Consider the following 23058-nt stretch of genomic DNA (forward strand, 5'->3'; position numbering starts at 1 on the left):
GGAGGGATTTTAATGGCAGTATTTAGTGATCAAGAAAAAATTAAAATTTTAGCAGATTTAATAAAAATCAAATCGGTCAACGATGATGAAACCGAAGTGGCTCAGTATTTGCAACGGTTGTTTGCGGATCATGGGATTCAAGCGACGTTGATGCCGCTGAGCGCCACACGGAGTAATCTAGTGGCTGAAGTCGGGACAACCGGCCCAGTTCTGGGAATTTCCGGGCATATGGATGTCGTGACCCCCGGGGATGTGGCTAAGTGGGATAGTGATCCATTCACACTGACAGCACGTGACGGTAAACTTTATGGCCGGGGCGCGACAGATATGAAGTCCGGTCTGGCTGCGATGGTGATTGCGATGATTGAAATCCAAGCCGCGGGAACGTTGACAACTGGCCGTATTCGCTTGATGGCGACGGTAGCCGAAGAAGTTGGCGAAACTGGTTCGCAGGAATTCTATCAACAAGGCACGATGGACGATGTGGATGCCTTATTAATCGGGGAACCCTCTGGCTATAATATCGCTTATGCGCACAAGGGGTCCGTTGATATTCGGATTACGTCACAAGGGCAAGCCGCGCACAGCTCGATGCCTGAACAAGGTTATAATGCCCTGGATCCGCTGATTGAAGTCCTATATCAGGCTAAACATGCCTTTCAGGATAGTGATCGGCATAGTGACTTGTTGGGCAAGCTTGGCTTTAATAACACCATTGTGCAAGGTGGTAATCAAGTCAACTCAATCCCCGCGCAGGCCGAGACGGAGATTAATATTCGAACGATTCCAGAATTTGATAATGCCACGGCGATTGCCTTGTTACAAACCTTGGTTGATCAGCAAAACGCGCAGGGCGCTCAACTTGAGATGACTGTCTTTATGTCGCAATCGCCAGTTGAATCACCCAAGGACTCGCCATTAAGTGACTTGGCGGCTAAGCTCGGTGAACCCTATGCTGGGGCACCGATTCCTAAGGTCGCCATTCCAGCGGTGACCGATGCCTCGAACTTATTGAAGGGCAAAGACCATGATTTTCCATTTATTATGTTTGGTCCTGGTAATATGACACCACATCAAGTCAACGAAAATGTTGATCGGCAGATGTATTTGGACTTTATTAAGCTCTACGAACAACTCTTTGTCAGTTATTTGACTGTCTAAGACTTGTCAGCATAAAATAATTGAACGGTTACTAACGATGGGCTTAACTAAATCGTTAGTAACCGTTTTTTAATAGATTGGTCTAAGTTAACTCATTATCTTTTTACAAGTGAATCTTAAGCTTGAGTACCTTTCAACCAACTAAAATGTGGTTTTAACTGGCAAATACTAATGATTCTTCGGAAACTAGTGAGAATGCTTGTGATTTACAGAAAATGGTCTAAACTTTAGTCGTTCATGTAAGAAGTTCTAACATGAAACTAAAAATAAGAAGGTATTGGCATGCGGATTGAAGAGGATTGTATTGGCAAATTACCAATTGATGAGCAGGCATTATACGGCATTCATACGGTGCGGGCGGTCCGCAATTTCCCGATTAGTCACGAACCGCTAGATCCACTGATTATTCAAAGCTTGATCCAGATTAAAAAGGCGGCGGCCGAGACGAACTACGCCGCTGGAACGCTGACAGCAGCTAAGCAACAAGCGATTGTTGCGGCTTGCAATCAGCTGTTGATCGGTCGACATGCGGATAGCTTTATTGTGCCAGCCATTCAAGGTGGCGCCGGGACGTCAGCGAATATGAATGTCAATGAAGTGGTAGCTAATTTGGCGCACCGCTTGAATCCGGCGGTCACGCTACAACCCAATGATGATGTGAACCAATCGCAATCAACAAACGATACATTCCCAACAGCTGGCAAGATGGCCTTGTTACAACAATTACCCGGGTTATTAGGCGCAGTTGGTCAACTGGTACAGACGTTACTTGTTCAAGCCAAGACGTATCAAGATGCTATTAAAGTGGGGCGGACACAATTACAAGATGCGGTTCCAACCACTTATGGCCGTACCTTCCAGGCTTATTATCATTTGTTCAAACGTGATTTAGCCCGACTACAAACGGCGGGCAATCATTTAAACACCGTCAACCTAGGTGGCACCGCCATCGGGACCGGGGTCAACGCGACGCGCTATTATCAGCAACATATTTTAACTAATTTAAACCGCAATACTAAGTTAACCCTGCAGGCGGCCCCAGATCTGATCGATGCGACGCAAAACTGTGATTTGTTCGTGGAATTTTCGGGTGCAATGAAGACCCTGGCCGTTAACTTATCGAAATTCAGCAATGATTTACGGCTGTTATCCAGTGGTCCGCAAGCTGGCTTAGCCGAATTGAACTTACCAGCCAAGCAAGCCGGCTCATCAATTATGCCCGGCAAGGTCAATCCGGTCATTCCTGAAGTGGTCAACCAAGTCTGCTTTGAAGTAATCGGCAATGATGTAACGGTTACGATGGCGGCGGAAGCGGGGCAGCTTGAATTAAATGCGTTTGAACCGATTATGTTACGGGATTTATTGGCTAATGAACGTTATTTACAGCAAGCCATGCACACGTTGGTGAAGAACTGCTTACGTGATTTGACGGTTAACACGGCGGCCTGCGCAACGGCCGTTGAACAATCCGCAATCACCGCAACCGTATTGACACCTTACTTAGGGTATATGGCCACGATGAAGCTCATCAAACGGGCCGTTGCCCAGCATCAGTCGGTTAAGAAAATCTTGCTGCAAGAACAATTGTTACCGGCAACGCTAGTGGAAACCCTCTTTTCACCAGCCAACTTAACGCAACCACGGGCAACCAAAACAGCCTTGATTCAAAACCAGGCGTAATTAATCTATTTGTCAGATTGTGCTTAGTTTGTCACTCCGGTTGGTCTGGATTGATGCTGGAACGTGGTGGCCACGTTTGTGAGCCATAAAGCGGTCTCACAAGCCGGGCTTTCACTAAATTGAGAAAATCACTCGATTAAGTGAAACGACACCACTGAGCATCATCCAGCCCGTCCTTCGTTAAATAGTGGATCGATTATTGAGTTGGTTATATCAAAATCATTTTGCCAGTCAGCTACGTGGTTAAGACTATAACTAGTGGCAGTTCCAGTAACTTGCGGCTAGGTTAGCTGGCTAAGAGTAAATAGGCAGTCATATTTGGTACTAGTTGGACTTTAAAATACTGGAACGTCATAGGCCATTTTGAAGCCAAGATGGGCTTCAAAATGGCCTTAGCCTTAAAGTCCAAGTAAGCCTACTCGCAGTTAGGCCCAACGAAACGGCTGAGCATTTTAGCATCCAAACTCTCGGCTAAATAGCTGAACTTAAAATAATCAATCGTTACCTTTTTAATTTATATTATTTAACGACGGGCGGCTCAGAATTGGCTCAGTGGTGTCGTTTATCTTAGTCGTGGTTTTCGACTTAGATAAAGCCCGGCTTGTGAGACCGAACTTTGGCTCACAAACGTGGCCACCACGTTCCAGCCGATTCTGGGCCAACCAGAGTGGAAATCTAAGCATACAAAAAGCAGCTTATCCAATTCGGATAGCTGCTTTTTGTATGCTCAATAAGCTGGTTTTAAAGGGGTCGGTGTTGCCAAAGTAGATGCCTTCAGCGCCACTTTAGCACTAGTTGGGATCATCCCATGTTGGGGATTCCAGCCAGTGTCCTTCATTAATTTAATCGTGGTTTTGCCATGCTTCAGCGTCATGGTCGTCGCGTTACTTAACGTTAATTGGGCGGTCCCCAACTGCCCTTGGGATAATGTGGCCTGGTCATTGTCACTTAATTTTAATTTGAACTGACCATGGATGGTTTGGTGATCCGTTTGAAACAGTGCCATGGTTTGTTGCTTATTCAAATAGAGGGCGACCTCTTTTGAATGGTTGACCCAACGACCTAGGTAATCGCTTGTCTGAACTTTGTTGACCGCCGTGACGCTTGGTGCGGCTGATTGGACGCTTTTAACGGATTGCTCCGGTTTAAAAGCGCCTTTAGCGACTGACTGGCAGCCGGCTAACCCCAACACTAACAGCAGCGTGACTGCCAGTGTTCCCCGTAATTTTTTCATAGATAATCTCCTCCGAAGTCTTAGCCCCGCTGACTAACACTCACTCAATGCACATTCTCTCTCGCCTTATTATAGAGGAACCAACTTGGAAGCGAAACTATTCTGGCTGACTTTATCAGGAAAATTAGACTTTTTTAAACGTTGGGGTCGGTGCTGGTCATTCAGTGAACGAGTAATTGTCCATCAATTTAATCACACTAGAATTGACCGCTTTATAGTCAATTTTGTGCCATTAATTATGACTGGCGTAGTCCGGATAAAAGTCGGGTTATACCTTGATATAACAACAATTATGGCAGTCATCAAATGGGTTAATTAATTATTCCAAATATATCATTTCGGTAATATAAAACAAAATTTAAAAGTATTTTTTTGTCGTATTTAAGCTTGATAGGGCGCGGGTCTGGTGCGAATTTATGTTCGCAAATCGAGTCAACCTAGATAGGCAATTACAACAAAATGAGCTACTATATATAGTATTGAAACCGACAAAAGCCACCATTGATTGTGGCACTATATCATTTGACGATCGGGGAAAACGAACGATTTTGAAAAGTGGGGATAGCATGATAACGACAAAAACAACCGATGAACTAGACCAATTGCGGGCTTTACCGGTCATTAAACGTGATGGAACCCAGACCAAATTTCATCCATATAAACTAGATTTTGTGTTACAGCAATTAATTGAGGATGCCGGTCAGCGCCAAGCGGTTCGCCAAGCGATTGTGGCCCATTATCAGACAGCTACCACGATTGAAACGCGCGAGTTACGGCCAGCCTTGATGCATATTTTTGATCAGCTTGGGTTGCCATTGGCGGCTAAAGCCTATCAAGATTACTTTGTGGCGGAACAACATCGTTTTTCTTCAGCGACTAATGTCCGTGAACGGATTGAAAAGTTATTCAATCGAGATGCCAGTGTGGTTCACGAAAATGCCAACAAAGATAGTAACGTTTTTAATACCCAACGTGATCTCGAGGCTGGCGCGGCCAGTCGGGCTTTGGGACTAAAAATGTTGCCAGATTTAGTGGCAAAAGCCCATTTACGTGGTGATATTCATTGGCATGACTTGGACTATTCACCAGTGACGCCAGAAACGAACTGTTGCCTGATTGATTTTGACGGCATGTTTAAGCATGGTTATAAGATTGGAAATGCCGAAGTGGCCTCACCGCGTTCGATTCAAACAGCGACGGCGCAAATGGCGCAAATTATTGCTAACGTGGCGTCTTTACAATATGGGGGCTGCTCAGCGAACCGGGTTGACCAGTTATTAGCGCCATATGCGGCCATTAATTATCAAAAGCATCTAGCTGATGCTGAAAAATGGGTTGCTGCGGATAAACGTGACGACTACGCGAAGAGTAAGACGAAAAAAGATATTTATGATGCCATGCAAGCTTTGGAATATGAAATCAATACCTTGTATTCATCACAAGGTCAGACGCCGTTTACGACGGTTAACTTTGGTTTAGGCACGAGCTGGATTGAACGTGAAATTCAAAAGTCCATTTTGCAGATCCGAATTAAAGGACTCGGTAAAGAACACCGGACGGCCATTTTCCCTAAGTTAATCTTTACAATGAAGCGCGGCTTGAACTTGGCGCCAACTGATCCAAACTATGATATTAAAGAACTCGCGATTACGTGTTCGACCAAGCGGATGTACCCCGATCTTTTAATGTACGATAAAATCAAGGAATTAACCGGGAGCTTCAAAACACCCATGGGTTGTCGTTCCTTCCTACAAGGTTGGCGCGATGAAAATGGTGTTGAAGTTAACTCTGGTCGGATGAACCTCGGCGTGGTCACGGTCAATTTACCCCGGATCGCGTTATCTGCACATGGTGATCCGAAGTTGTTCTGGGAAATTTTTGAAGAACGGATGACGCTTTGCCATCAAGCTTTGGCTTACCGGATCGAACGGACCAAGGAAGCTAAACCCGAAAATGCCCCGTTACTGTATATGTATGGTGCTTTTGGCAAGCGGCTCAAAGCGGGCGATTCTGTTGATGAATTGTTCAAGAACCAGCGGGCCACGATTTCATTAGGCTATATTGGTATTTATGAAGTCTGCACCACGTTCTTTGGTCCTAATTGGGAACATAATGACCAAGCACGCGCTTTTGCGGAAAAGGTGGTTAAAGCGTTACGGGATAAATGTGCCGACTGGGCAGCCGAAAGTGGCTATCATTACAGTCTTTATTCCACCCCAGCCGAATCGTTGACAGATACCTTCTGTCGTGATGATATCGAAAAGTTCGGTCGAATTCCAGATGTGACGGATAAGGAATATTACACAAATAGCTTCCATTATGATGTGCGTAAGCATCCGTCACCATTTGAAAAGCTGTCCTTAGAAGAAGTCTTTCCAAAGTATGCTTCAGGTGGCTTTATTCACTATTGCGAATATCCTAATTTACGTCAAAATCCCAAGGCCTTAGAAGCAGTCTGGGATTGGGCGTATGATCATGTGGGTTATTTAGGCACGAACACGTCGATCGATCAATGCTTCAAGTGTGGGTTCAAGGGTGAATTTACAGCTACGGCCCGCGGGTTCGTGTGTCCACAATGTGGCAATCACGACCCGAAATATTGTGATGTTGTCAAGCGGACTTGCGGTTATCTTGGCAATCCGCAACAACGGCCAATGGTGCACGGACGCCACATTGAAATCGCGTCCCGTGCCAAAAATATGTCTCCGGAGATGATTAAGCATGCCGCGCGCTACGAAAGGTCCAAACAATCCGATGCCGAAAGAATGGCTGGCGGAGAACCTAAGTGAACAATATGTCGCTGATTATAAGGCGTTCAACTTTGTCGATGGTGAAGGGGTGCGTTGTAGTCTCTATCTAAGCGGCTGCCCGTTTCATTGTCCAGGTTGTTACAATGTAGCAGCACAAAATTTCCATTATGGGCAACCCTATACGCAGGAATTGGAAGATCAGATTATCGCTGATTTGAGTCAAGATTATGTTCAAGGTCTAACGTTATTGGGCGGCGAACCATTCCTGAATACGCAAGTCGGGATTCGAATCTGTGAACGGGTTCGACAAGAATTCGGCCATACTAAGGACATCTGGTCTTGGTCAGGCTATACTTGGGACGAGTTACAACAAGATTCCGATGATAAGTTGAAGATGTTGTCACTGATTGATATTCTAGTTGATGGGCGGTTCTTGCAGGACAAGATGGACTTAACTTTGCAATTCCGCGGTAGTTCGAACCAACGGATTATTGATGTGCCTAAGTCATTGGCTAGCGGGAATGTTGTCATTTGGGATAAGTTAAAGAAATAATTGGTTAGTGAGAATAAATTTGTCACTCTGGTTGGGCCAGAATCGGCTGGAACGTGGCGGCTGCGTTTGCGAGCCAAAAAGCGGTCTCGCAAGCCGGGCTTTGACTAAGCCGAGAAGCACACTCGACTTAGTCAAACGACACCACTGAGCCAATTCTGGCCCGCCCGGCGTTAGATAATCATTAAAATAAGCAAACAGCATTGCTGCAGGAATTTTTTCCTGAAGGCAATGCTGTTTTTGCAAAGAATGCAGTGTCCTACCGACTGGATTAGGGATGATTGTAATTATGTTCAAACGCTTGGTGCTAGTTGGTTTAAATTATCACTCTGGTTGAGCCATAATCGGCTGGAACGTGGTGGCCGCATTTGAAAGCCAAATGCGGTCCTCCACAAGCCGGGGTTATCTAAGTCGGAAAATCACCGACCAAGATAAACGATATCACTGAGCCAATTCTGGTCCACCCGTCGTTAATTAACGGGAATTAATGACTATTTATTGTCAATCACAAATTTAGCTGAGAGGTTGGTTCCTAAAATGCTCAGCCTTGTCGTTGACCTTAGTGCGAGTGGTCTGCTCAGACTTAGGCCAAGGTCAGTTTTGAAGACCGTTCTTGAGGCTTCAAAATGACCCATGGCGTTCCAGCGTTTTAGGAACCAACCGGCAGGCGGCAATTTCAACTAGCACCAAGCGTAAGCACGATTTTAATCGTTGACGGAGACGGTCACACTCAGAACACCATTTCGCGATGATTGGTGCGTTCAATGTGATGGCAGTGAGATTGTCTAGCAGTCGAAAGAAGTGACGCTAAAGCAATCAATATCACCAACCAACAGCTAGAGTGACTAGGACTAATGTTACGTCGGATCAGTTAAAGTCGTGTTTTTTCCAATTAAGCTGTTTTTTGACTGATGATTTTTGGCTATGAATCGCTGTGTGTAGCGATTCATAGCCAAAAATTAGGGTTATAATACTAAGGTCAGCTTGCAACGGTCAGCCGGTTAAAGCGAAAACTCTGAATGTAACTAACAGTTAGGTTGCAAACAAATTAATCGTATTTTAATAAAAAAACGGGATAAACAGTCGAATTTTTTTATATTAAAGTCTATACTTAAACTGTGTCAATCCACTTTGACACGAGGAAGATATGAAATGAGGTTTTGTATAAGATGTATCGCTTTTTTGTTCAGCCACAAGTTGATCAACGTCAACAATCAGTATTTGGCTACGAACTTTTATTACGTAAAGAGCAGCATGGTCACTGGGCAGTTCCGGCAAAGTTTACGGAATTGTCGCTCGACAAACAAGTGCATTTATTAGAGGAGTTAGCGGGTCAATTGGCGACCAAAGCGACTAACCAGGTCTTGGCATTAAATCTGAATCGCGAACAAGCAGAAGATGAGTTAATGCTAGGAACCATCATTTACTTGAAGAAACGGCTCAATCCGGCAGCGTTGACGATTGAATTGACTGAAAGTGCGACTTTAACAGAGATTCAAAAGTATAGTATGCTTTTTCATCAATATGGCATTCAGTTGAGTATTGATGATGTTGGGACGGGTTCGAATACATTTGACAATATTAAAGATGCCTTGCCGTTTGTCGATCAGATTAAGTTCGCTATGCAAAATTTGCGGATGAGCGGAAAAGCAGATCAAATTCCGACGGCGTTAGCTTTTTGGAATACCATTGCGCATGATTATCATCTTGATTTGATTCTAGAAGGGGTCGAAGATGAGCATGATCAACAGATGGCGCAACAGTTAGGTATTGAATTGCATCAAGGTTATTATTATGGCAAACCGCAACTGGCCGTAAAGCCAGTGGCAACTGAGGTGCAACCAACAAGCAACGAACGTTAATAAGGAAGGTTAACTATGACATGGTCTTACTGGCGGGTACCGCCGTTTATCACCAGTATCTTCTTTATTCTAGGAGTGCTGACGTTATATTGGGTTCTTTTTAATTGGATAACTTCGTGGGTCCATGCCCGACACATTAACATCGATGACGATGTAATCAATTCTTGGCATGGGGTCATCTACATGCTGGTGTTTATTTTCAGCATGCAGACTTCGGTCGTGGGGCAGTCCAATTCTTGGGAATTTATGAACTTTCAAATTATCGCGATGATATTCTGTGCGTACTTTTTGAATATTCATGTGCCGTACTACTACTTCTTCCCAATCGTCTTAGTCTACATGGTGTTTAACCAATCGATTGGGTACTGGCAGTCATGGGCACATGCAATCACGTTAATTACCTTTTTCTGGGTCTTAAATTTGATTCGGATTCGTTTTCAAAATCACAAGCGCGCACCGTTGATTTATATGTCGGTCAGCGTCCCATTTGGGGGCTTATTGTGGGTTTGGATGAAGTTTAAATTCAACTTTTCTTGGTCAACTTTTGGTCAAGAATGGCTGTACTTGATTATTTTTGAAATGTTACTATACGTTTACGTCACGATGTTGACACGTGATAGTGAGTTCAAGTTGCGGTTGGCACAATTTGCCAGCCACGATGCGTTAACGCAAACGGAGAACTTCGCTGCCTATACGGGTGAAATCAAGTTCTTGTTTGATGATAGTGTCAAAAACAATTTGAAATTGTCGATGATGATGTTTGATATCGATCATTTCAAACATGTTAACGACACTTATGGCCATCTGGCGGGTGACCGGGTCTTGCAACACGTTGCTGATGTGGTGCAGACTGTGATTGATGCTAATGATACCAAGGTCAAGCTTTATCGGACCGGTGGTGAAGAATTTAACGTGTTGTTCCCAGGCTATGATTTAGAGTCAACGCAAACGATTGTCCGTCAGATTTTCGTGGCGTTGAATCATTTGGATGTGAATTTCGGGGATCAACAAATTCCAATCTCAATTTCCGTTGGGGTGTCCACTTTGGCAGCAGATGATGCGTCGCCAACTGATTTCTATAATCGGGTCGATCATAATTTGTACCATTCAAAGCGGAATGGACGGATGCAGATTACCGTTGAATAACGTTAAAAGTAAAGGATTGAAGCCAAAGATGACTTCAATCCTTTTTAGTTTGCAATGAGTTAACGAATGACTAAGACTGAGATTGGCGCGTACTTGGCCATGTAGGCGGCTTGACTGCCGAAATGCTTAGTGATGCCGTGCTTGGCGAGTGAGCCAATGATCAAGATATCTGGTTGAACGTCTGGAATGACAGTTTTGACAATGGTCTCACCAGGTTCACCAGTGGCAATCATGATTTGAACGTCGGTGACCCCGGCAGCTTGGGCTTGATGTTGGTAAGTCTTCAAGTGCTGAATCAGGGCGTCGCGTTCACCGTGAACATAGTCTTTGTTCAAGGCCTGGTAGACATTCATTTGATCATCTTCTAAGACGGAAACAATCACGAGTTCGGCCGTATCCTTTTTAGCTTGTTGGACAGCATATTGAAAGGCGAGCAGGGCGTCGGGTGAGTCATCGACCCCGACTAAGATTCGTTGATATTTTGTACTCATGCAGTTTCACCTGCCTTAGCAGCTAGCTTGGCAGCGTAACGTTGATTACCACGATAGAGTTCGATGGTGGTCCACGTTAGTAACGCTAAGATAGCGATGATTAAGCTGATGGCAATGCCGTTAGCTAGATCGGTCTGACCGGCAGTTGGGTTATCGCCAAAGAAGCCGACAACTTGGGCAGGCAAGCCGATTAAGTTCAGAACAGTCAAGCCAACGACCGATAACCAGCCGAGTCCTTTAATAATCCAACTGTTCTTAAATCGATTGCCCATTTCAGCGGCACTATCAGTCATCATAAGTAACGGTAACATTGAGAATGGCAAGGCAAAGGCGAGAAAGACTTGCGAATTATTCATCAGGTCGTTCAATGCTTCGTGTTCCGCAATCGCACTCTTACCACTGGTTAGCATGACGCAAATCAGTACGGGAATCACGGATAACAGCCGAGTGACGAGGCGCCGTAACCACAGCGGCATCCGCATGTGGACGAAGCCTTCCATGATGACTTGACCGGTCAGTGTCCCAGTAATCGTTGAGTTTTGACCAGAAGCGAGTAGGGCAATGGCGAAAAGGGCGGATAGGACGCCGGATTTGGCCACGCCAATCAGTAAGCCGTTACTCAGCGTTGAGGTATTGGATAAGGCATTGTAAAGGCCGAAGAATGAAGGGTCTTTAACGGCCCCAGTCTTGAAGACCGCCACACCCATAATGAGCAGTAAGGCATTGACGAAGAAGGCCGCAGTCAGTTGAATATTGGAATCCAAGCTAGCAAACTTCACGGTGCGGGCGACATCGTCTTCATCGTGATGATTGATTTTACGGGTCTGCGAAATCGCCGAATGTAAATACAGATTATGTGGCATGACGGTGGCGCCAATAATCCCTAATGAACCGCTTAATGGTGTCATCCCAGCGACGGTTTTCGAACTGGAAATCGTGGCGGTAGTTGGGATTAAGCCAGCGAAGACCTGGCCCCAATTTGGCCCAGATAAGGCGACTTGGTAGACGAAGACGAAGAGAATGACCATGATTAAGCAGACCACGATGGCTTCAATCTTGCGGAAACCAATTTTGGTTAATAATAACAAAATCAAAACATCAAAGACGGTAATGAAGACGGCAATGATTAAAGGAATCCCAAAGAGTAAATATAACGCAATGGCCGCGCCAATCACTTCGGCAATGTCAGTGGCCATAATGGCAAATTCCGTTAAAATCCATAAAACAATGCCGAGCTGTTTGCTGGTCCGAGCGCGAATCGCTTGGGCCAAATCCATCTGACTCACGATGCCAAGTTTGGCCGCCATGTATTGTAGCAACATCGCAATCAAACTTGAGATCAAGATGACAGACATTAACATGTATTGAAAATTTTGCCCGCCAGTAATTGACGTGGACCAATTTCCGGGATCCATATACCCGACGGCGACTAGTGCACCAGGCCCCGAATAAGCGAATAATGTTTTCCAGAAGCCGATGTTTTTGGGCACTTCGATCTTACCATTGATTTCCTCCAGTGAGGGACCGTTCGCATATTCGATCAGTTTATGTGGCCGGTTGGAACTAGTTAGTTTCTTCAAGGTAAACCCACCTTTCTTATTTCTGAATCGGCTTCATTGTACTCGGGTTTAAAATTGAAACCGTCAAAAACCAGTGATTTAACGGTGAGTTGCCGTTAAAAATGTGTAGTTGGGGTAAAGGGCGTTAACTTACTATTAGTTGTTGGGGGTGGTTGCCACTCTGGTTGGTCCAGAATTGGCTGGAACGTGGTGGCCACGTTTATGAGCCGAAGGGCGGTCTCATAAATCGGGCTTTCACTAGAACGGGAAAAGCACCCGTCCAAGTGAAACGACACCACTGAGCATCATCCAGCCCGCCCGCGCTAAATTGGTGATTCTTTTTTAGTTTGCATTAATCATCGATGGATTAATTGATTTAAGATAGCCTGTCCAATGGTAAGAGCCAGGTAGATGAATTTTAATTTTACAAAGTAATCGGCGTTAGCTAGTAGGGATGAAGCCATGTTTGGCTGTTGTCCTGGGTAGCTTGGTTAATATTAGGTTGAGCGTAAAAAATATCATTATGTTAGTTAACGCCGGGCGGGCCGAAATTGGCTCAGTGGTGTCGTTGATCTTAGTCGATGGGGTGTTCATCGGCTTAGATCAAGCCCGGCTTGTGAGACCGATTTTTGGCTCACAAACGCGGCCACCACGTTCCAGTCGATTTCGGACCAACCAGAGTGACAAGTTTAATCAATCGTCAACAGTAGTTAACAGGCTTTGTATGTATATTGTGTTAACAAACTAAGGCAAATAAGTGTAAATATTCACAAATCAGTTTAGTAAGGTGCCCTTGACGGTAAAAATATGGTAAAGTCATCCTAGAAAGTTTACTATCAAGCTAACTAATGAGTCAGAGCGTTAATTTGCGAAATTTGCGAACGAACCAGTGTCAAGCTATAAGGAGTGGGCAGCATGTCAGTAACAACGAGTACAATTATTCCAGTCGTCGCCCCCGTTACCGGCCAAATGATTAATTTGGCAACGGTTTCGGACTCAGTCTTTTCACGGGGATTGTTAGGGGCTGGCTGTGGCTTTATTCCACAGACGGATCAGATTGTGGCGCCCGTTGCTGGTGAAGTGACCATGATTGCCAAAACCAAGCATGCCCTGGGGTTTAAGACGAAAAATGGACTGGAATTTTTATTGCATCTCGGGTTGGATACTGTTGAATTAGCGGGGACGCCATTTCGGTTGACCGTCAAAGTGGGTGATTACGTGACAGCTGGTCAGTTGATTGCCCAGATGGACGTGGCGGCGGTGGCCGCCGCTGGTAAAAAAACGACGGTTTTACTAACGATTACCAATGCTGCTGAACGGGTGCATGCCTTACTATTAGCTGCCAGTAATCAGGTTCATCCAGCTGGGACGGTAATTGCTGGGATTACGCTGAATATGGCGGCTAATCATGAGGTTGGAACAATCGGACCGCCAGCACCGTCGACCGCGACATTGGCCAACGCCATTATTCAAGCGGTAGGTGGTCCTAGTAATATTGTCAACGTCATTCATTGTATGACGCGATTGCGATTTTATTTAAAGGATGCTAGCTTAGCGAATGATGTGGCAGTTGCGCGACTCGATGGTGTGTTAGAAGTTGCGCGAGCGAGTGGTCAATATCAGGTGGTCATTGGATCAACAGTGGCTGAGGTGTATGCGGCGATGTTGCCGCAACTTGGGGTGTCGGCAGATGACAAGGCTGTCGACAGTTCCGACTTACCGCCGACTCGAACTTTCTTCGGCAAAGTTCGGCGCCGGTTAAGTCAATTTATTGGTGTGATGACGGCGGCAATGTTTCCCATTATTAGTCTCTTGGCGGGGGCCGGGTTACTAAAAGGGGTACTGGCAGCGATTGTCGGGTTTAAACTATTGGCGCCGAGCAGTGGCACTTATTTGGTCTTGAATGCCGTTAGCGATGCGGTATTCTACTTTTTACCAGTCATGTTAGGCTTTACAGCGGCCAAACGGTTAGGGTCGAATCCGGTCACGTTAGCGGTGGTTGGGGCGGTGCTTACTTATCCAGCTTTAGTTACCGCCGCTCAAAAGGCAAGTACCGCGCATATCAGTTTCATGGGGTTGCCGTTGACGCTAATGAATTATACGGCGGCGGTTTTTCCAATGATTGTGGCGGCTTGGTTAGGCAAGTATGTTGAGCGTGGCCTCAAACGGGGATTACCCGCGTATTTACAAGGGGTCTTACTGCCGATTTTAGAAGTGATTTTTTTGAGTGGCGTGATCTTGATTGGAATTGGGCCACTGACGACTTATCTTAGCCAGGGCTTGGCTAACGGTATCGTGGCATTGTATCGGTTAAGCCCCGCGGTTTCAGGACTTATTATCGGTGGTGTCTATCAGGTCTTAGTGATCTTTGGGTTACACTGGGGCTTGGTGCCTGTCGTGATCAATGATTTAGCGACGAATGGGCATAGCTATTTGAATGCGATTATCTCCTTAACGATGGTGGCGCAAGGTGGGGCCGCTTTGGCGGTCGGCTTGCGGGCCAAACAGTCGCGCGTCCGACATTTATCAGTTGCCGCCGCGGTGGCCGCTTTTTGTGGTATTACTGAACCGGCATTGTACGGGTTTAATCTGAAGTATAAACGGTTATTTGTGGCAGCAAGTTTGGCGAGTGCCATCGGTGGGCTAGTCGCTGGCATTTTGCGAGTTAATAACTATGCCTTATCTGGGTCATTGATTGGTTTTCCAGCGTTTATTACACCCGGTGTGGGAATTGGACCGAACTTTTATGGGTACCTAATCTCACACTATGGGACATTAGTCGTGGCTTTAGGGTTGGCATTGGTCTTGAGTTTCGGTCAACATTTTCAAGCTAAATCAGCATTACCGGCTGCTTAATTGAAAGCGGATTACTTGCTTTTATTTGGTAGGTCAGTTTACTATTAAGCTAAACTGATAAGGAGTGATTCGAATGAGTGAAGCAACTTTTAATCAAGCAGAATTAGCAAAATATAACGGTCAGGATGGTCAACCGGCTTACGTTGCGGTCGATGGTGTTGTCTACGATGTCACTGGTGTCGCGGCGTGGGCCGGCGGCAAGCATCATGGTAACCTGGCTGGTCAAGAATTAACTAAAGTGATCGATGAAGACTCACCGCATGGTCGGCGAGTCCTTGAAAAGCTGACAGTAGTTGGTAAGTACGTGGTATAAAAATATTTTTTGAGCCTGAAGCTTAATTCAGGCTCTTTTTTTATGTGATGTTAGTTGGATTAAATTGCCACTCTGGTTGGGCCAGAATCGGCTGGAACGTGGTGGCCACGTTTTCGAGCCATAGTGCGGTCTCGAAAGCCGGGCTTTATCTAAGTCGGAAAATCACCGACCAAGATAAACGACACCACTGAGCCAATCCTGGCCCGCCCGACGTTAATTAACGATTGATTACTTTTAGTTCAGTCGGTTAGCTGAGCCGTTGGTTTCTAAAATACTTAGCCGTGTCGTTGGTCTTAGTGTGAGTGTTTAGACCAAGGCCAGTTTTAAAAATCGCCCTTTGGCTACCAAATGGCCCATCGCGTTCTAGTATTTTAGAAGCTAGTCGACAGACGGCGATGTTAAGGTCAACCTTTTTTAAACCGAAAATGTAACCGTTCCATAATTTGTAATCAAATTGTTACTTATGAAGCCCCACAATGGCATGCTATAGTAATCACTCGTAACTAAGGAATAGGAGTGTGCATATATGCCACGTAATTGGAAAGAAGAAGTTGTGTTTACGGCGATTATGGCGGGGTTAATGGTGTTTGTGATGACGGCGTATAACGTCACGATGGCCCAGGGATTCAGCAACGGCTTAGTTCTGGCAATCTTGAGCGGGTATCCGCTGGGGTTGTTAGTGGCAATTATCTTAGACATGTTGGTCGTTGGACCAATTGCCAAAGGCTTGGCTTTCAAATATATCATTAATGATTACATGCGGAAAAAGACGGTTTTAATTGGAATAACGATCTCAGTTTTAATGGTCCTTGGCATGGTAACTTGCATGTCCCTGTTTGGGATTGCGGTGGAAGGCGAATTAAGTGGCGCCCATGTATTGGCAACGTATGGCCATACTTGGCTCTTTAATTTAATTGTCGCATTACCCTTACAACTGATCATTGTCGGGCCAATCGCCCGGGCTGTCTTAGGAAAGATGCAGGTCGCAACCGCTAAACGTGAAGCTGACGCGGTGACCGAAAAAGATTAGGTTAACGAAAAGGTGTTGGAAAAATTCCAGCGCCTTTTTTGTTGCGCTAAAGAAGCGTTTTAACCCAATTTGGATCCCAAAAAGGCACAAATTAAAGCAAATAACTAAAGGTGCCGATTATTAAGCGGCTTGATTAAACGATTCGAAAGTGGTGTCCAACCCTGGTAAATCAGGATTGAACGCCACCTTTTTGCTTAAGAATCGCGCCGTGACGAATAACCGTAAAAGTTTGTGATTGGAAACGGTTACCAGCTATAATCAGCTTTGTTAAATGAACGACCAAAACAAAAATTAGGGTTATTTAGAAAGGGGCAAGTGAAATGGCTGAAATTGCACTTGAACATATTTATAAGAAATATGACGGCAACCCGGAATATTCGGTAACGGATTTCAATCTGCATATGCAGGATGATGAATTTATCGTCTTTGTCGGGCCGTCTGGTTGTGGGAAATCGACCGTCTTACGCATGATTGCGGGGCTGGAATCAATTACCAAGGGAAATGTCCGAGTTGGTGATCAAGTCGTGAATCGGATGGCACCCAAGGATCGCGACATCGCGATGGTTTTCCAAAATTATGCGTTGTATCCCAATATGAATGTCTATAACAACATGGCGTTTGGATTGAAGATCAAGCATGAGGATAAAGCTGAGATTGACAAGCGGGTTAAAAATGCCGCTGAAATTCTAGGGCTGGAAGATTATCTGGATCGTAAACCAGCCGCGTTATCAGGTGGGCAACGGCAACGGGTTGCGCTAGGTCGGGCGATTGTCCGCGATGCCAAGTTGTTCTTGTTAGATGAACCATTATCTAACTTGGATGCTAAGTTGCGGGTTCAGATGCGGACACAAATTGCACAGTTACATCAGCGTTTAAAAACGAACATGATCTACGTGACCCATGACCAAGTTGAAGCGATGACCATGGCTGACCGGATTGTGATTATGAAGGCCGGCGTTGTGCAACAGATTGGGACGCCGAGTGAATTATATAACGAACCGGTCAATCAATTCGTGGCGGGCTTTATCGGTTCACCAGGGATGAACTTCTTTAATGCCAAGCTGGTTGACGGTCAAGTTATCAATGACGCTGGCTTAACGGTGACCGTGCCAGAAGGAAAGCTCAAAGGTTTAGTTGAAAAGGGTTATAACGGTAAACCGATTATTGTCGGAATTCGACCAGAAGATATTCATACGGAACAGATTGCGATTCAAGCCATGGCTGATGCAGTGGTCAATGCTGAAGTTGAAGTTTCAGAACTCTTAGGCGCCGAATCGATGTTGTATTCCAAGATTGGTGACAGTAAGTTTGTTGCCCAAGTGGATGCCCGTGATTACCACGAACCGGGGACCACGGTGAAGATGGCCTTTGAAATGAGTAAGGCGCATTTCTTTGATCCTGAGTCACAGTTAACAATCGAATAGGAGGGCTGACGATGCGATTAGGTGCAATTGAAGCCGGTGGCACGAAGTTTGTTTGTGGTATCGGCGATGAGACGGGACAGGTTAGTGAACAATTACGAATCCCAACCACGACGCCAGCCGTGACGTTAGCGGCGGTTGTTGACTTCTTTCAGGAACATCCAGTTGACGCGATCGGGATTGGGTCATTTGGGCCGATTGGCGTGAACCCCCAACACCGAGATTTCGGGTATATTACGCAAACGCCTAAAGCTGGTTGGGAAAATGTTAACTTCCTAGGTTATATGCGTACTCATTTGAATATTCCGATTTATTGGACGACTGATGTTAATGTCGCAGCGTATGGTGAATACCGGCTGGGTGCCGCTAAGAATGTTGAGAACTTAGTCTACTTTACAGTGGGAACGGGGATCGGAGCTGGGGTCATTTATCAAGGTCACTTTTTACAAGGTTTTAATCATCTGGAAGCGGGGCACATCTTTGTGAACCATCGTCCAGATGATGATTTCGCCGGTGTTTGTCCGTATCACGGGGATTGTTTAGAGGGACTTGCGTCGGGTCCGGCGCTAGAACAACGATTTGGTCAACCAGCCCAAGCATTAGCGGCCAATCCCGTTGTCTGGGAGTTGGAAGCTGATTATATCGCCCAAGCTTGCGTAAATTACACATTGAGTTATTCCCCCGATCGGATTGTGATTGGCGGTGGGGTCATGCATCAGGAGCAATTATTTCCATTGATTCGCCAAGCATTTAAGTCCCAACTGGCCGGGTATACGACTACGCCAGAGCTGAACAGCTATATTCAACGGATTGCGTTAAATGATGATGCTGGCTTAACAGGTTGCTTATTATTGGCTAAAGATCTGATTGATTCAGGACAGACGGTTGGGGCTTAAGGCTGCGACTAATTAGCCGTCTCCGTTGACCAGCATGTTCGCGGTGGAGCAGACCTGCAGCCAAAGTGCGGTCTGCAGGGCACTTGTTAGCCGAAAGTCACGTCTAACAAGCTGGCCCAGACACTAAGACCGGAAAACCACCGTTCTAAGTGTCTCGACACGGCGAACATACTGGTCACTGCGACTATGATTGATGGTATCACCTAGAATATTAGGTTAATCAACTTAGATTGTTTTAAATGATGATAGTTAGCGCAGGTTGGGCCGGATGATGCTCAGTGGTGTCGTTTGACTTAGCCGAGTGTACTTTGCTCGGGTTAGTCAAAGTCCGGCTTGCGAGACCGTTCTGTGGCTCGCAAACGTGGCCACCACGTTCCAGCATCAATCCAGCCCAACCGGAGCGGCAAAAATGAACCTTAATTATATAGATAAAGGCCTTAACTTTATGCCTAGTTTTAGTTTAGTTGTAAGCGCTACAATACACTTGTCAAATTAAGAAAGGAGTGGGGAAGATGCCGAATCCAGAACCTGAGATGCCTACTGTTCAACCGGAAACGCCGGAAGAAAAGGCGGCTCGAAAAAAAGAGAACCGTCAAAACTTCTGGTACAGTGTCCGCGATAACACCCCCTTGTTACTGTTCGTGATTCCTGGTGCCATTTGGATGATTTTCTTTTTCTACATTCCAGTGTTCGCCAACGTGGTTGCGTTCAAAGATTTTCAGTTTGATCCGAACGGGTTTGTGGCGAGTTTGGCCCGCAGTCCGTGGGTTGGGTTTAAGAACTTCGAATTCTTATTTTCATCGAATGCCGCTTGGGTTATTACGAGAAACACTGTGCTCTATAATTTAGGCTTCATTTCGCTGAACTTAATCATCTCGGTCTTCTTCGCCGTTGTGATGAGCCAGTTGCGTAATCGACGATTGACCAAAGTTTATCAAACGTCAATGTTATTACCATATTTCTTATCATGGGTCATTATCAGTTACTTCGTTTATGCATTCTTAAGCCCGAACCAAGGCTTGCTGAACTCGATGATTACCGGGAACGGTGGTAAAGCGATTAGTTGGTACAACGCGCCACAGTTCTGGCCGTTTATCTTGCTTTTTGTTGGGACTTGGAAAGGGATCGGGTATAACAGTATCCTTTACTTTGCCAGTGCGATGAGTATTGATCCGACCTTGTTTGAAGCCGCCGAAATTGATGGCGCGAACAAGTGGCAACAGATTAAGAATGTCACGTTGCCAGCATTGGTTCCATTGATGACGTTGATGACAATCTTGGCGATTGGGAATATTTTCCGGGCGGACTTCGGACTGTTCTACCAAGTCCCACAAAATTCAGGTAGTTTGTATAATGTCACGTCAGTGTTGGATACGTATATTTACAACGGGTTAACGGCGACCGGAGATATTGGAATGTCGAGTGCGGCAGCCTTATACCAATCATTAGTCGGCTTCATCCTGTTGATGACCAGTAACTTTATCGTACGGCGGGTTGATCCAGAATCCGCACTATTCTAGGAGGGACGCAAATGTGGCGTAAAAAAGAAATTTCAACCGTTGAGATTCGCTCATTTGGTCCCGGCGCAAACCTTTGTTTTAACATCTTGGTGGCGTTGTTTGCCATCTCCTGTTTACTACCTTTGATCTTCATTATCGTGATTTCTTTTTCAAGTGAACACGCCTTGGTTACGAACGGTTATCAATTCTGGCCGTCACAATGGAGTACGGCGGGGTATGAGTACTTAAGTCATATGAGTGGTAAATTACTGAACGCTTTAGGTGTGACCTTGTTAGTGACCGTTTTGGGAACGGCCATTAATGCGACCTTTACCGCGACTTACGCCTATTCAATCTCACGTTCAAGCTTCCGTTATCGCCGGTTTTTCACGTTGTTTTGCTTGATTACGATGTTGTTCACCCCTGGGATGGTGGCGAACTATATCGTTATGACGAACTTACTACAACTAAAAGATACGTTATGGGCGTTAATTTTACCGATGGCGGTCAGTCCATTCAATATTATCGTGATGCGAACGTTTTTCAAGCGCCAAGTGAACGAATCGATTATCGAAGCAGCCCGTATTGATGGGGCTAGCGAAATGCGGATCTTCTGCCAAATCGTCTTACCATTGGCGGTACCTGGGATTGCGACGATTAGTCTGTTTGCCGCTTTAGGGTATTGGAACGATTGGTTCAACGCGTTGCTATATATTCAAAACACGCGATTAGTGCCGTTACAATATTTGTTAATGCAGATTCAATCCAACATTCAAATGTTGTCACAAAATGCAACGCAAGGGGCCCAGTACGCAACCGGTCTGTCTAATATTCCAAAGGAAGCCACTCAAATGGCGATGGTCGTCATTTCGGTAGCGCCGATTGCCTTGAGCTATCCATTCTTCCAGAAGTATTTTGTTCGCGGTTTGACGATCGGTGGGGTCAAAGAATAAGCAGAGTGCGAGACAAAGCGAGTTGGGGTCGAGCATTGCTTAGCAAGCGGAGTCCCCAGCTTTGTCGAACACGTTTCAGCAATTTTAGCAATAAAAGCACAACCAAAAAGTTAGGTCAGTCACAGTTACACACACAAGAAAGGTGCGAAAATAACATGGCAAAATGGCAAAAAGTCGTTGCAATTACGGGGTTAGCAGCTGGGTTAGCGGTCACACTATCAGCTTGCGGCAACAATAAATCATCATCTAGCAGTTCAAGTTCTAAGGGACCCACTACGTTAACCATGTATCAAATCGGGGACAAGCCGAAACAATACGATGCGATGATCAAGCGGGCCAACAAGATTTTAGTGAAAAAAGCGAATGCCAAATTAAAGATTACGTACATTGGCTGGGGCGATTATTCACAAAAAATGTCAGTTATTGTTTCTTCGGGAGAACATTACGACATTGCTAAGGCGGATAACTACGCTGTCAATGCGCAAAAAGGGGCTTATGCTGATCTGACAAAGCTGTTACCGAAGTATGCGCCGGAAGCCTACAAGCAAATCGATTCTGCTTACATTAAGGGCAATAAGATCGACGGTAAATTGTATGCGGTACCAGTCAACGCCAACGTTTATTCAACGCAAGTGATTTCGTTCAATAAGAAGTTTGTTGACAAATACAATATTGATATTAGCAAAGTGAACTCATACGAAACGTTGAACAGTGCCTTAAAAGCGTTCCATGCCAAGGATAAGAACACCGTTGCTTTAGCTGCGGGTAAGGGGTTCAAAGTCGAATCCAACTTTGACTATCCACTCGGCAATACCTTGCCATTTGCCGTTGACATTAGCAAGGGTGCTAACGGGAAGAAGATTGTGAACCAGTATGATACGGCGCAAATGCAAGCTAGTTTGGCTGCGATGCATAAGTATTACCAAGCGGGCTACATCTCTCAAGATGCCGCAACTAGCAATACTGACTATCCAATCGCCAGCAATACGTGGTTCGCACGTCAAGAAACCCAAGGACCATTCGATTATGGTGATTTCCAGTTGAACAACACCGCGGGTAAGAAAGACGCCATCGAATCCAAAGCAATTACAGTACCATTGAAGAGTTTGTCGCAATCACAAGTCTTTGACTGGGTGGTTGGTAATGGTTCTGAACATAAAGAACTAGCTGTTAAAGTCTTAGGCCTGATCAACACGGATAAGACTTTGTTAAATGGATTAGTTTGGGGTGCGGAAGGCACTGACTTCAATAAGACCGGTACGGATAAGATTAAGTTAACGTCTAAGTATGACCCATCGAACCAAATGGGCGCCTGGATGACTGGGAACAACAAGAATCTCTATACGACCGATGCGATTACAGACAAGATGATCAAGGAACGGGATACCAGTATTAAGGCGGCTAAGTCCTCACCATTACTTGGATTTACCCCAGATACCAGTAGCGTGAAGACTGAAATTACCAATATTCAAAACGTCATGAACCAATATATCGACGGCTTGAACACGGGGACTTCTGATCCTAAGCCAACCATTAAGAAGATGGATAAAGCGCTGAAGGGTGCTGGCTACGACAAAGTTCAAAAATTATTACAGAAACAATATACAGAATTTTTGGCTAAACAATAGCGCTGCGACTAGTAGCCCACACATGATTT

At 45.3% G+C, this 23058-nt stretch carries 18 protein-coding genes; 14 read left to right on the forward strand and 4 right to left on the reverse strand.

Going from position 1 to position 23058, the window contains the following annotated elements:
• The first annotated feature begins 12 nt into the window (after positions 1-12).
• Both FFM77_RS06160 and FFM77_RS06165 read left to right on the forward strand, forming a co-directional pair.
• Positions 13-1161 (forward strand): ArgE/DapE family deacylase, encoded by a 1149-nt coding sequence (locus tag FFM77_RS06160; protein ID WP_137634888.1) that lies wholly within the window; start codon positions 13-15, stop codon positions 1159-1161.
• A gap of 282 nt (positions 1162-1443) precedes the next feature.
• On the forward strand, positions 1444-2841 hold the full coding sequence (locus FFM77_RS06165) for an aspartate ammonia-lyase (protein WP_137634889.1): 1398 nt from the start codon (positions 1444-1446) through the stop codon (positions 2839-2841).
• A 727-nt stretch (positions 2842-3568) separates the two neighbouring features.
• Here FFM77_RS06165 and FFM77_RS06170 read toward each other — a convergent pair.
• Positions 3569-4075, reverse strand: coding sequence for a hypothetical protein (locus FFM77_RS06170; protein ID WP_137634890.1), 507 nt, complete (start codon positions 4073-4075; stop codon positions 3569-3571).
• A gap of 566 nt (positions 4076-4641) precedes the next feature.
• Between FFM77_RS06170 and nrdD the strand changes: the two genes are divergently transcribed.
• Positions 4642-6864, forward strand: a complete 2223-nt coding sequence (nrdD, locus tag FFM77_RS06175) for an anaerobic ribonucleoside-triphosphate reductase (RefSeq protein WP_137634891.1) — start codon at positions 4642-4644, stop codon at positions 6862-6864.
• Positions 6830-7378, forward strand: coding sequence for an anaerobic ribonucleoside-triphosphate reductase activating protein (gene nrdG, locus FFM77_RS06180; RefSeq protein ID WP_379892468.1), 549 nt, complete (start codon positions 6830-6832; stop codon positions 7376-7378). The genes nrdD and nrdG overlap by 35 nt, the downstream gene beginning before the upstream one ends.
• Here the strand turns inward: nrdG and FFM77_RS06185 are convergent.
• Entirely contained in the window at positions 7367-7621 is a 255-nt protein-coding gene (locus FFM77_RS06185; RefSeq protein WP_137634893.1) for a hypothetical protein, read from the reverse strand. The two genes, nrdG and FFM77_RS06185, sit on opposite strands and share 12 nt — an antisense overlap.
• 923 nt (positions 7622-8544) lie before the next feature.
• On the opposite strand from FFM77_RS06185, the gene FFM77_RS06190 reads away from it, so the two are divergent.
• Positions 8545-9237: an EAL domain-containing protein gene (locus tag FFM77_RS06190; protein WP_137634894.1), complete on the forward strand. Its 693-nt coding sequence runs from the start codon at positions 8545-8547 to the stop codon at positions 9235-9237.
• Between the two features lie 15 nt (positions 9238-9252).
• The gene (locus tag FFM77_RS06195; protein WP_137634895.1) at positions 9253-10383 is read left to right on the forward strand and encodes a GGDEF domain-containing protein; all 1131 of its coding nucleotides are present in this window, start codon (positions 9253-9255) and stop codon (positions 10381-10383) included.
• A gap of 59 nt (positions 10384-10442) precedes the next feature.
• Here the strand turns inward: FFM77_RS06195 and FFM77_RS06200 are convergent, their stop codons facing one another.
• On the reverse strand, positions 10443-10874 hold the full coding sequence (locus FFM77_RS06200) for a universal stress protein (protein WP_137634896.1): 432 nt from the start codon (positions 10872-10874) through the stop codon (positions 10443-10445).
• Positions 10871-12454, reverse strand: coding sequence for an Nramp family divalent metal transporter (locus FFM77_RS06205; RefSeq protein ID WP_137634897.1), 1584 nt, complete (start codon positions 12452-12454; stop codon positions 10871-10873). Before FFM77_RS06205 ends, FFM77_RS06200 begins: the two co-directional genes overlap by 4 nt.
• A gap of 894 nt (positions 12455-13348) precedes the next feature.
• Between FFM77_RS06205 and FFM77_RS06210 the strand changes: the two genes are divergently transcribed.
• The 8 genes from FFM77_RS06210 to FFM77_RS06245 all read left to right on the forward strand — a co-directional run bounded on the left by FFM77_RS06210 (position 13349) and on the right by FFM77_RS06245 (position 23029).
• The gene (locus FFM77_RS06210) at positions 13349-15289 is read left to right on the forward strand and encodes a PTS sugar transporter subunit IIABC (protein ID WP_137634898.1); all 1941 of its coding nucleotides are present in this window, start codon (positions 13349-13351) and stop codon (positions 15287-15289) included.
• Positions 15290-15362: 73 nt separating this feature from the next.
• On the forward strand, positions 15363-15602 hold the full coding sequence (locus tag FFM77_RS06215) for a cytochrome b5 domain-containing protein (RefSeq protein WP_137634899.1): 240 nt from the start codon (positions 15363-15365) through the stop codon (positions 15600-15602).
• 526 nt (positions 15603-16128) lie between these two features.
• Positions 16129-16632, forward strand: a complete 504-nt coding sequence (locus tag FFM77_RS06220) for a DUF2798 domain-containing protein (RefSeq protein WP_137634900.1) — start codon at positions 16129-16131, stop codon at positions 16630-16632.
• 320 nt (positions 16633-16952) lie between these two features.
• Positions 16953-18056, forward strand: coding sequence for an ABC transporter ATP-binding protein (locus tag FFM77_RS06225; RefSeq protein ID WP_137634901.1), 1104 nt, complete (start codon positions 16953-16955; stop codon positions 18054-18056).
• An 11-nt stretch (positions 18057-18067) separates the two neighbouring features.
• On the forward strand, positions 18068-18949 hold the full coding sequence (locus tag FFM77_RS06230) for an ROK family protein (protein ID WP_137634902.1): 882 nt from the start codon (positions 18068-18070) through the stop codon (positions 18947-18949).
• A gap of 512 nt (positions 18950-19461) precedes the next feature.
• Positions 19462-20469 (forward strand): ABC transporter permease, encoded by a 1008-nt coding sequence (locus FFM77_RS06235; protein WP_223876792.1) that lies wholly within the window; start codon positions 19462-19464, stop codon positions 20467-20469.
• An 11-nt stretch (positions 20470-20480) separates the two neighbouring features.
• The gene (locus FFM77_RS06240) at positions 20481-21401 is read left to right on the forward strand and encodes a carbohydrate ABC transporter permease (RefSeq protein WP_137634903.1); all 921 of its coding nucleotides are present in this window, start codon (positions 20481-20483) and stop codon (positions 21399-21401) included.
• Positions 21402-21556: 155 nt separating this feature from the next.
• Positions 21557-23029, forward strand: coding sequence for an ABC transporter substrate-binding protein (locus FFM77_RS06245; RefSeq protein WP_137634904.1), 1473 nt, complete (start codon positions 21557-21559; stop codon positions 23027-23029).
• Positions 23030-23058: the final 29 nt, after the last annotated feature.

The sequence above is a fragment of the Lactiplantibacillus songbeiensis genome, assembly GCF_005405125.1.
GTDB lineage: Bacteria > Bacillota > Bacilli > Lactobacillales > Lactobacillaceae > Lactiplantibacillus > Lactiplantibacillus songbeiensis.

Coding starts and splice junctions, on each gene's coding strand:
- FFM77_RS06160 (WP_137634888.1), top strand. CDS start 13: ATGGCAGTATTTAGTGATCAAGAAAAAATTAAAATTTTAGCAGATTTA.
- FFM77_RS06165 (WP_137634889.1), top strand. CDS start 1,444: ATGCGGATTGAAGAGGATTGTATTGGCAAATTACCAATTGATGAGCAG.
- FFM77_RS06170 (WP_137634890.1), bottom strand. CDS start 4,075: ATGAAAAAATTACGGGGAACACTGGCAGTCACGCTGCTGTTAGTGTTG.
- nrdD (WP_137634891.1), top strand. CDS start 4,642: ATGATAACGACAAAAACAACCGATGAACTAGACCAATTGCGGGCTTTA.
- nrdG (WP_379892468.1), top strand. CDS start 6,830: ATGCCGAAAGAATGGCTGGCGGAGAACCTAAGTGAACAATATGTCGCT.
- FFM77_RS06190 (WP_137634894.1), top strand. CDS start 8,545: ATGTATCGCTTTTTTGTTCAGCCACAAGTTGATCAACGTCAACAATCA.
- FFM77_RS06195 (WP_137634895.1), top strand. CDS start 9,253: ATGACATGGTCTTACTGGCGGGTACCGCCGTTTATCACCAGTATCTTC.
- FFM77_RS06200 (WP_137634896.1), bottom strand. CDS start 10,874: ATGAGTACAAAATATCAACGAATCTTAGTCGGGGTCGATGACTCACCC.
- FFM77_RS06210 (WP_137634898.1), top strand. CDS start 13,349: ATGTCAGTAACAACGAGTACAATTATTCCAGTCGTCGCCCCCGTTACC.
- FFM77_RS06215 (WP_137634899.1), top strand. CDS start 15,363: ATGAGTGAAGCAACTTTTAATCAAGCAGAATTAGCAAAATATAACGGT.
- FFM77_RS06220 (WP_137634900.1), top strand. CDS start 16,129: ATGCCACGTAATTGGAAAGAAGAAGTTGTGTTTACGGCGATTATGGCG.
- FFM77_RS06225 (WP_137634901.1), top strand. CDS start 16,953: ATGGCTGAAATTGCACTTGAACATATTTATAAGAAATATGACGGCAAC.
- FFM77_RS06230 (WP_137634902.1), top strand. CDS start 18,068: ATGCGATTAGGTGCAATTGAAGCCGGTGGCACGAAGTTTGTTTGTGGT.
- FFM77_RS06235 (WP_223876792.1), top strand. CDS start 19,462: ATGCCGAATCCAGAACCTGAGATGCCTACTGTTCAACCGGAAACGCCG.
- FFM77_RS06240 (WP_137634903.1), top strand. CDS start 20,481: ATGTGGCGTAAAAAAGAAATTTCAACCGTTGAGATTCGCTCATTTGGT.
- FFM77_RS06245 (WP_137634904.1), top strand. CDS start 21,557: ATGGCAAAATGGCAAAAAGTCGTTGCAATTACGGGGTTAGCAGCTGGG.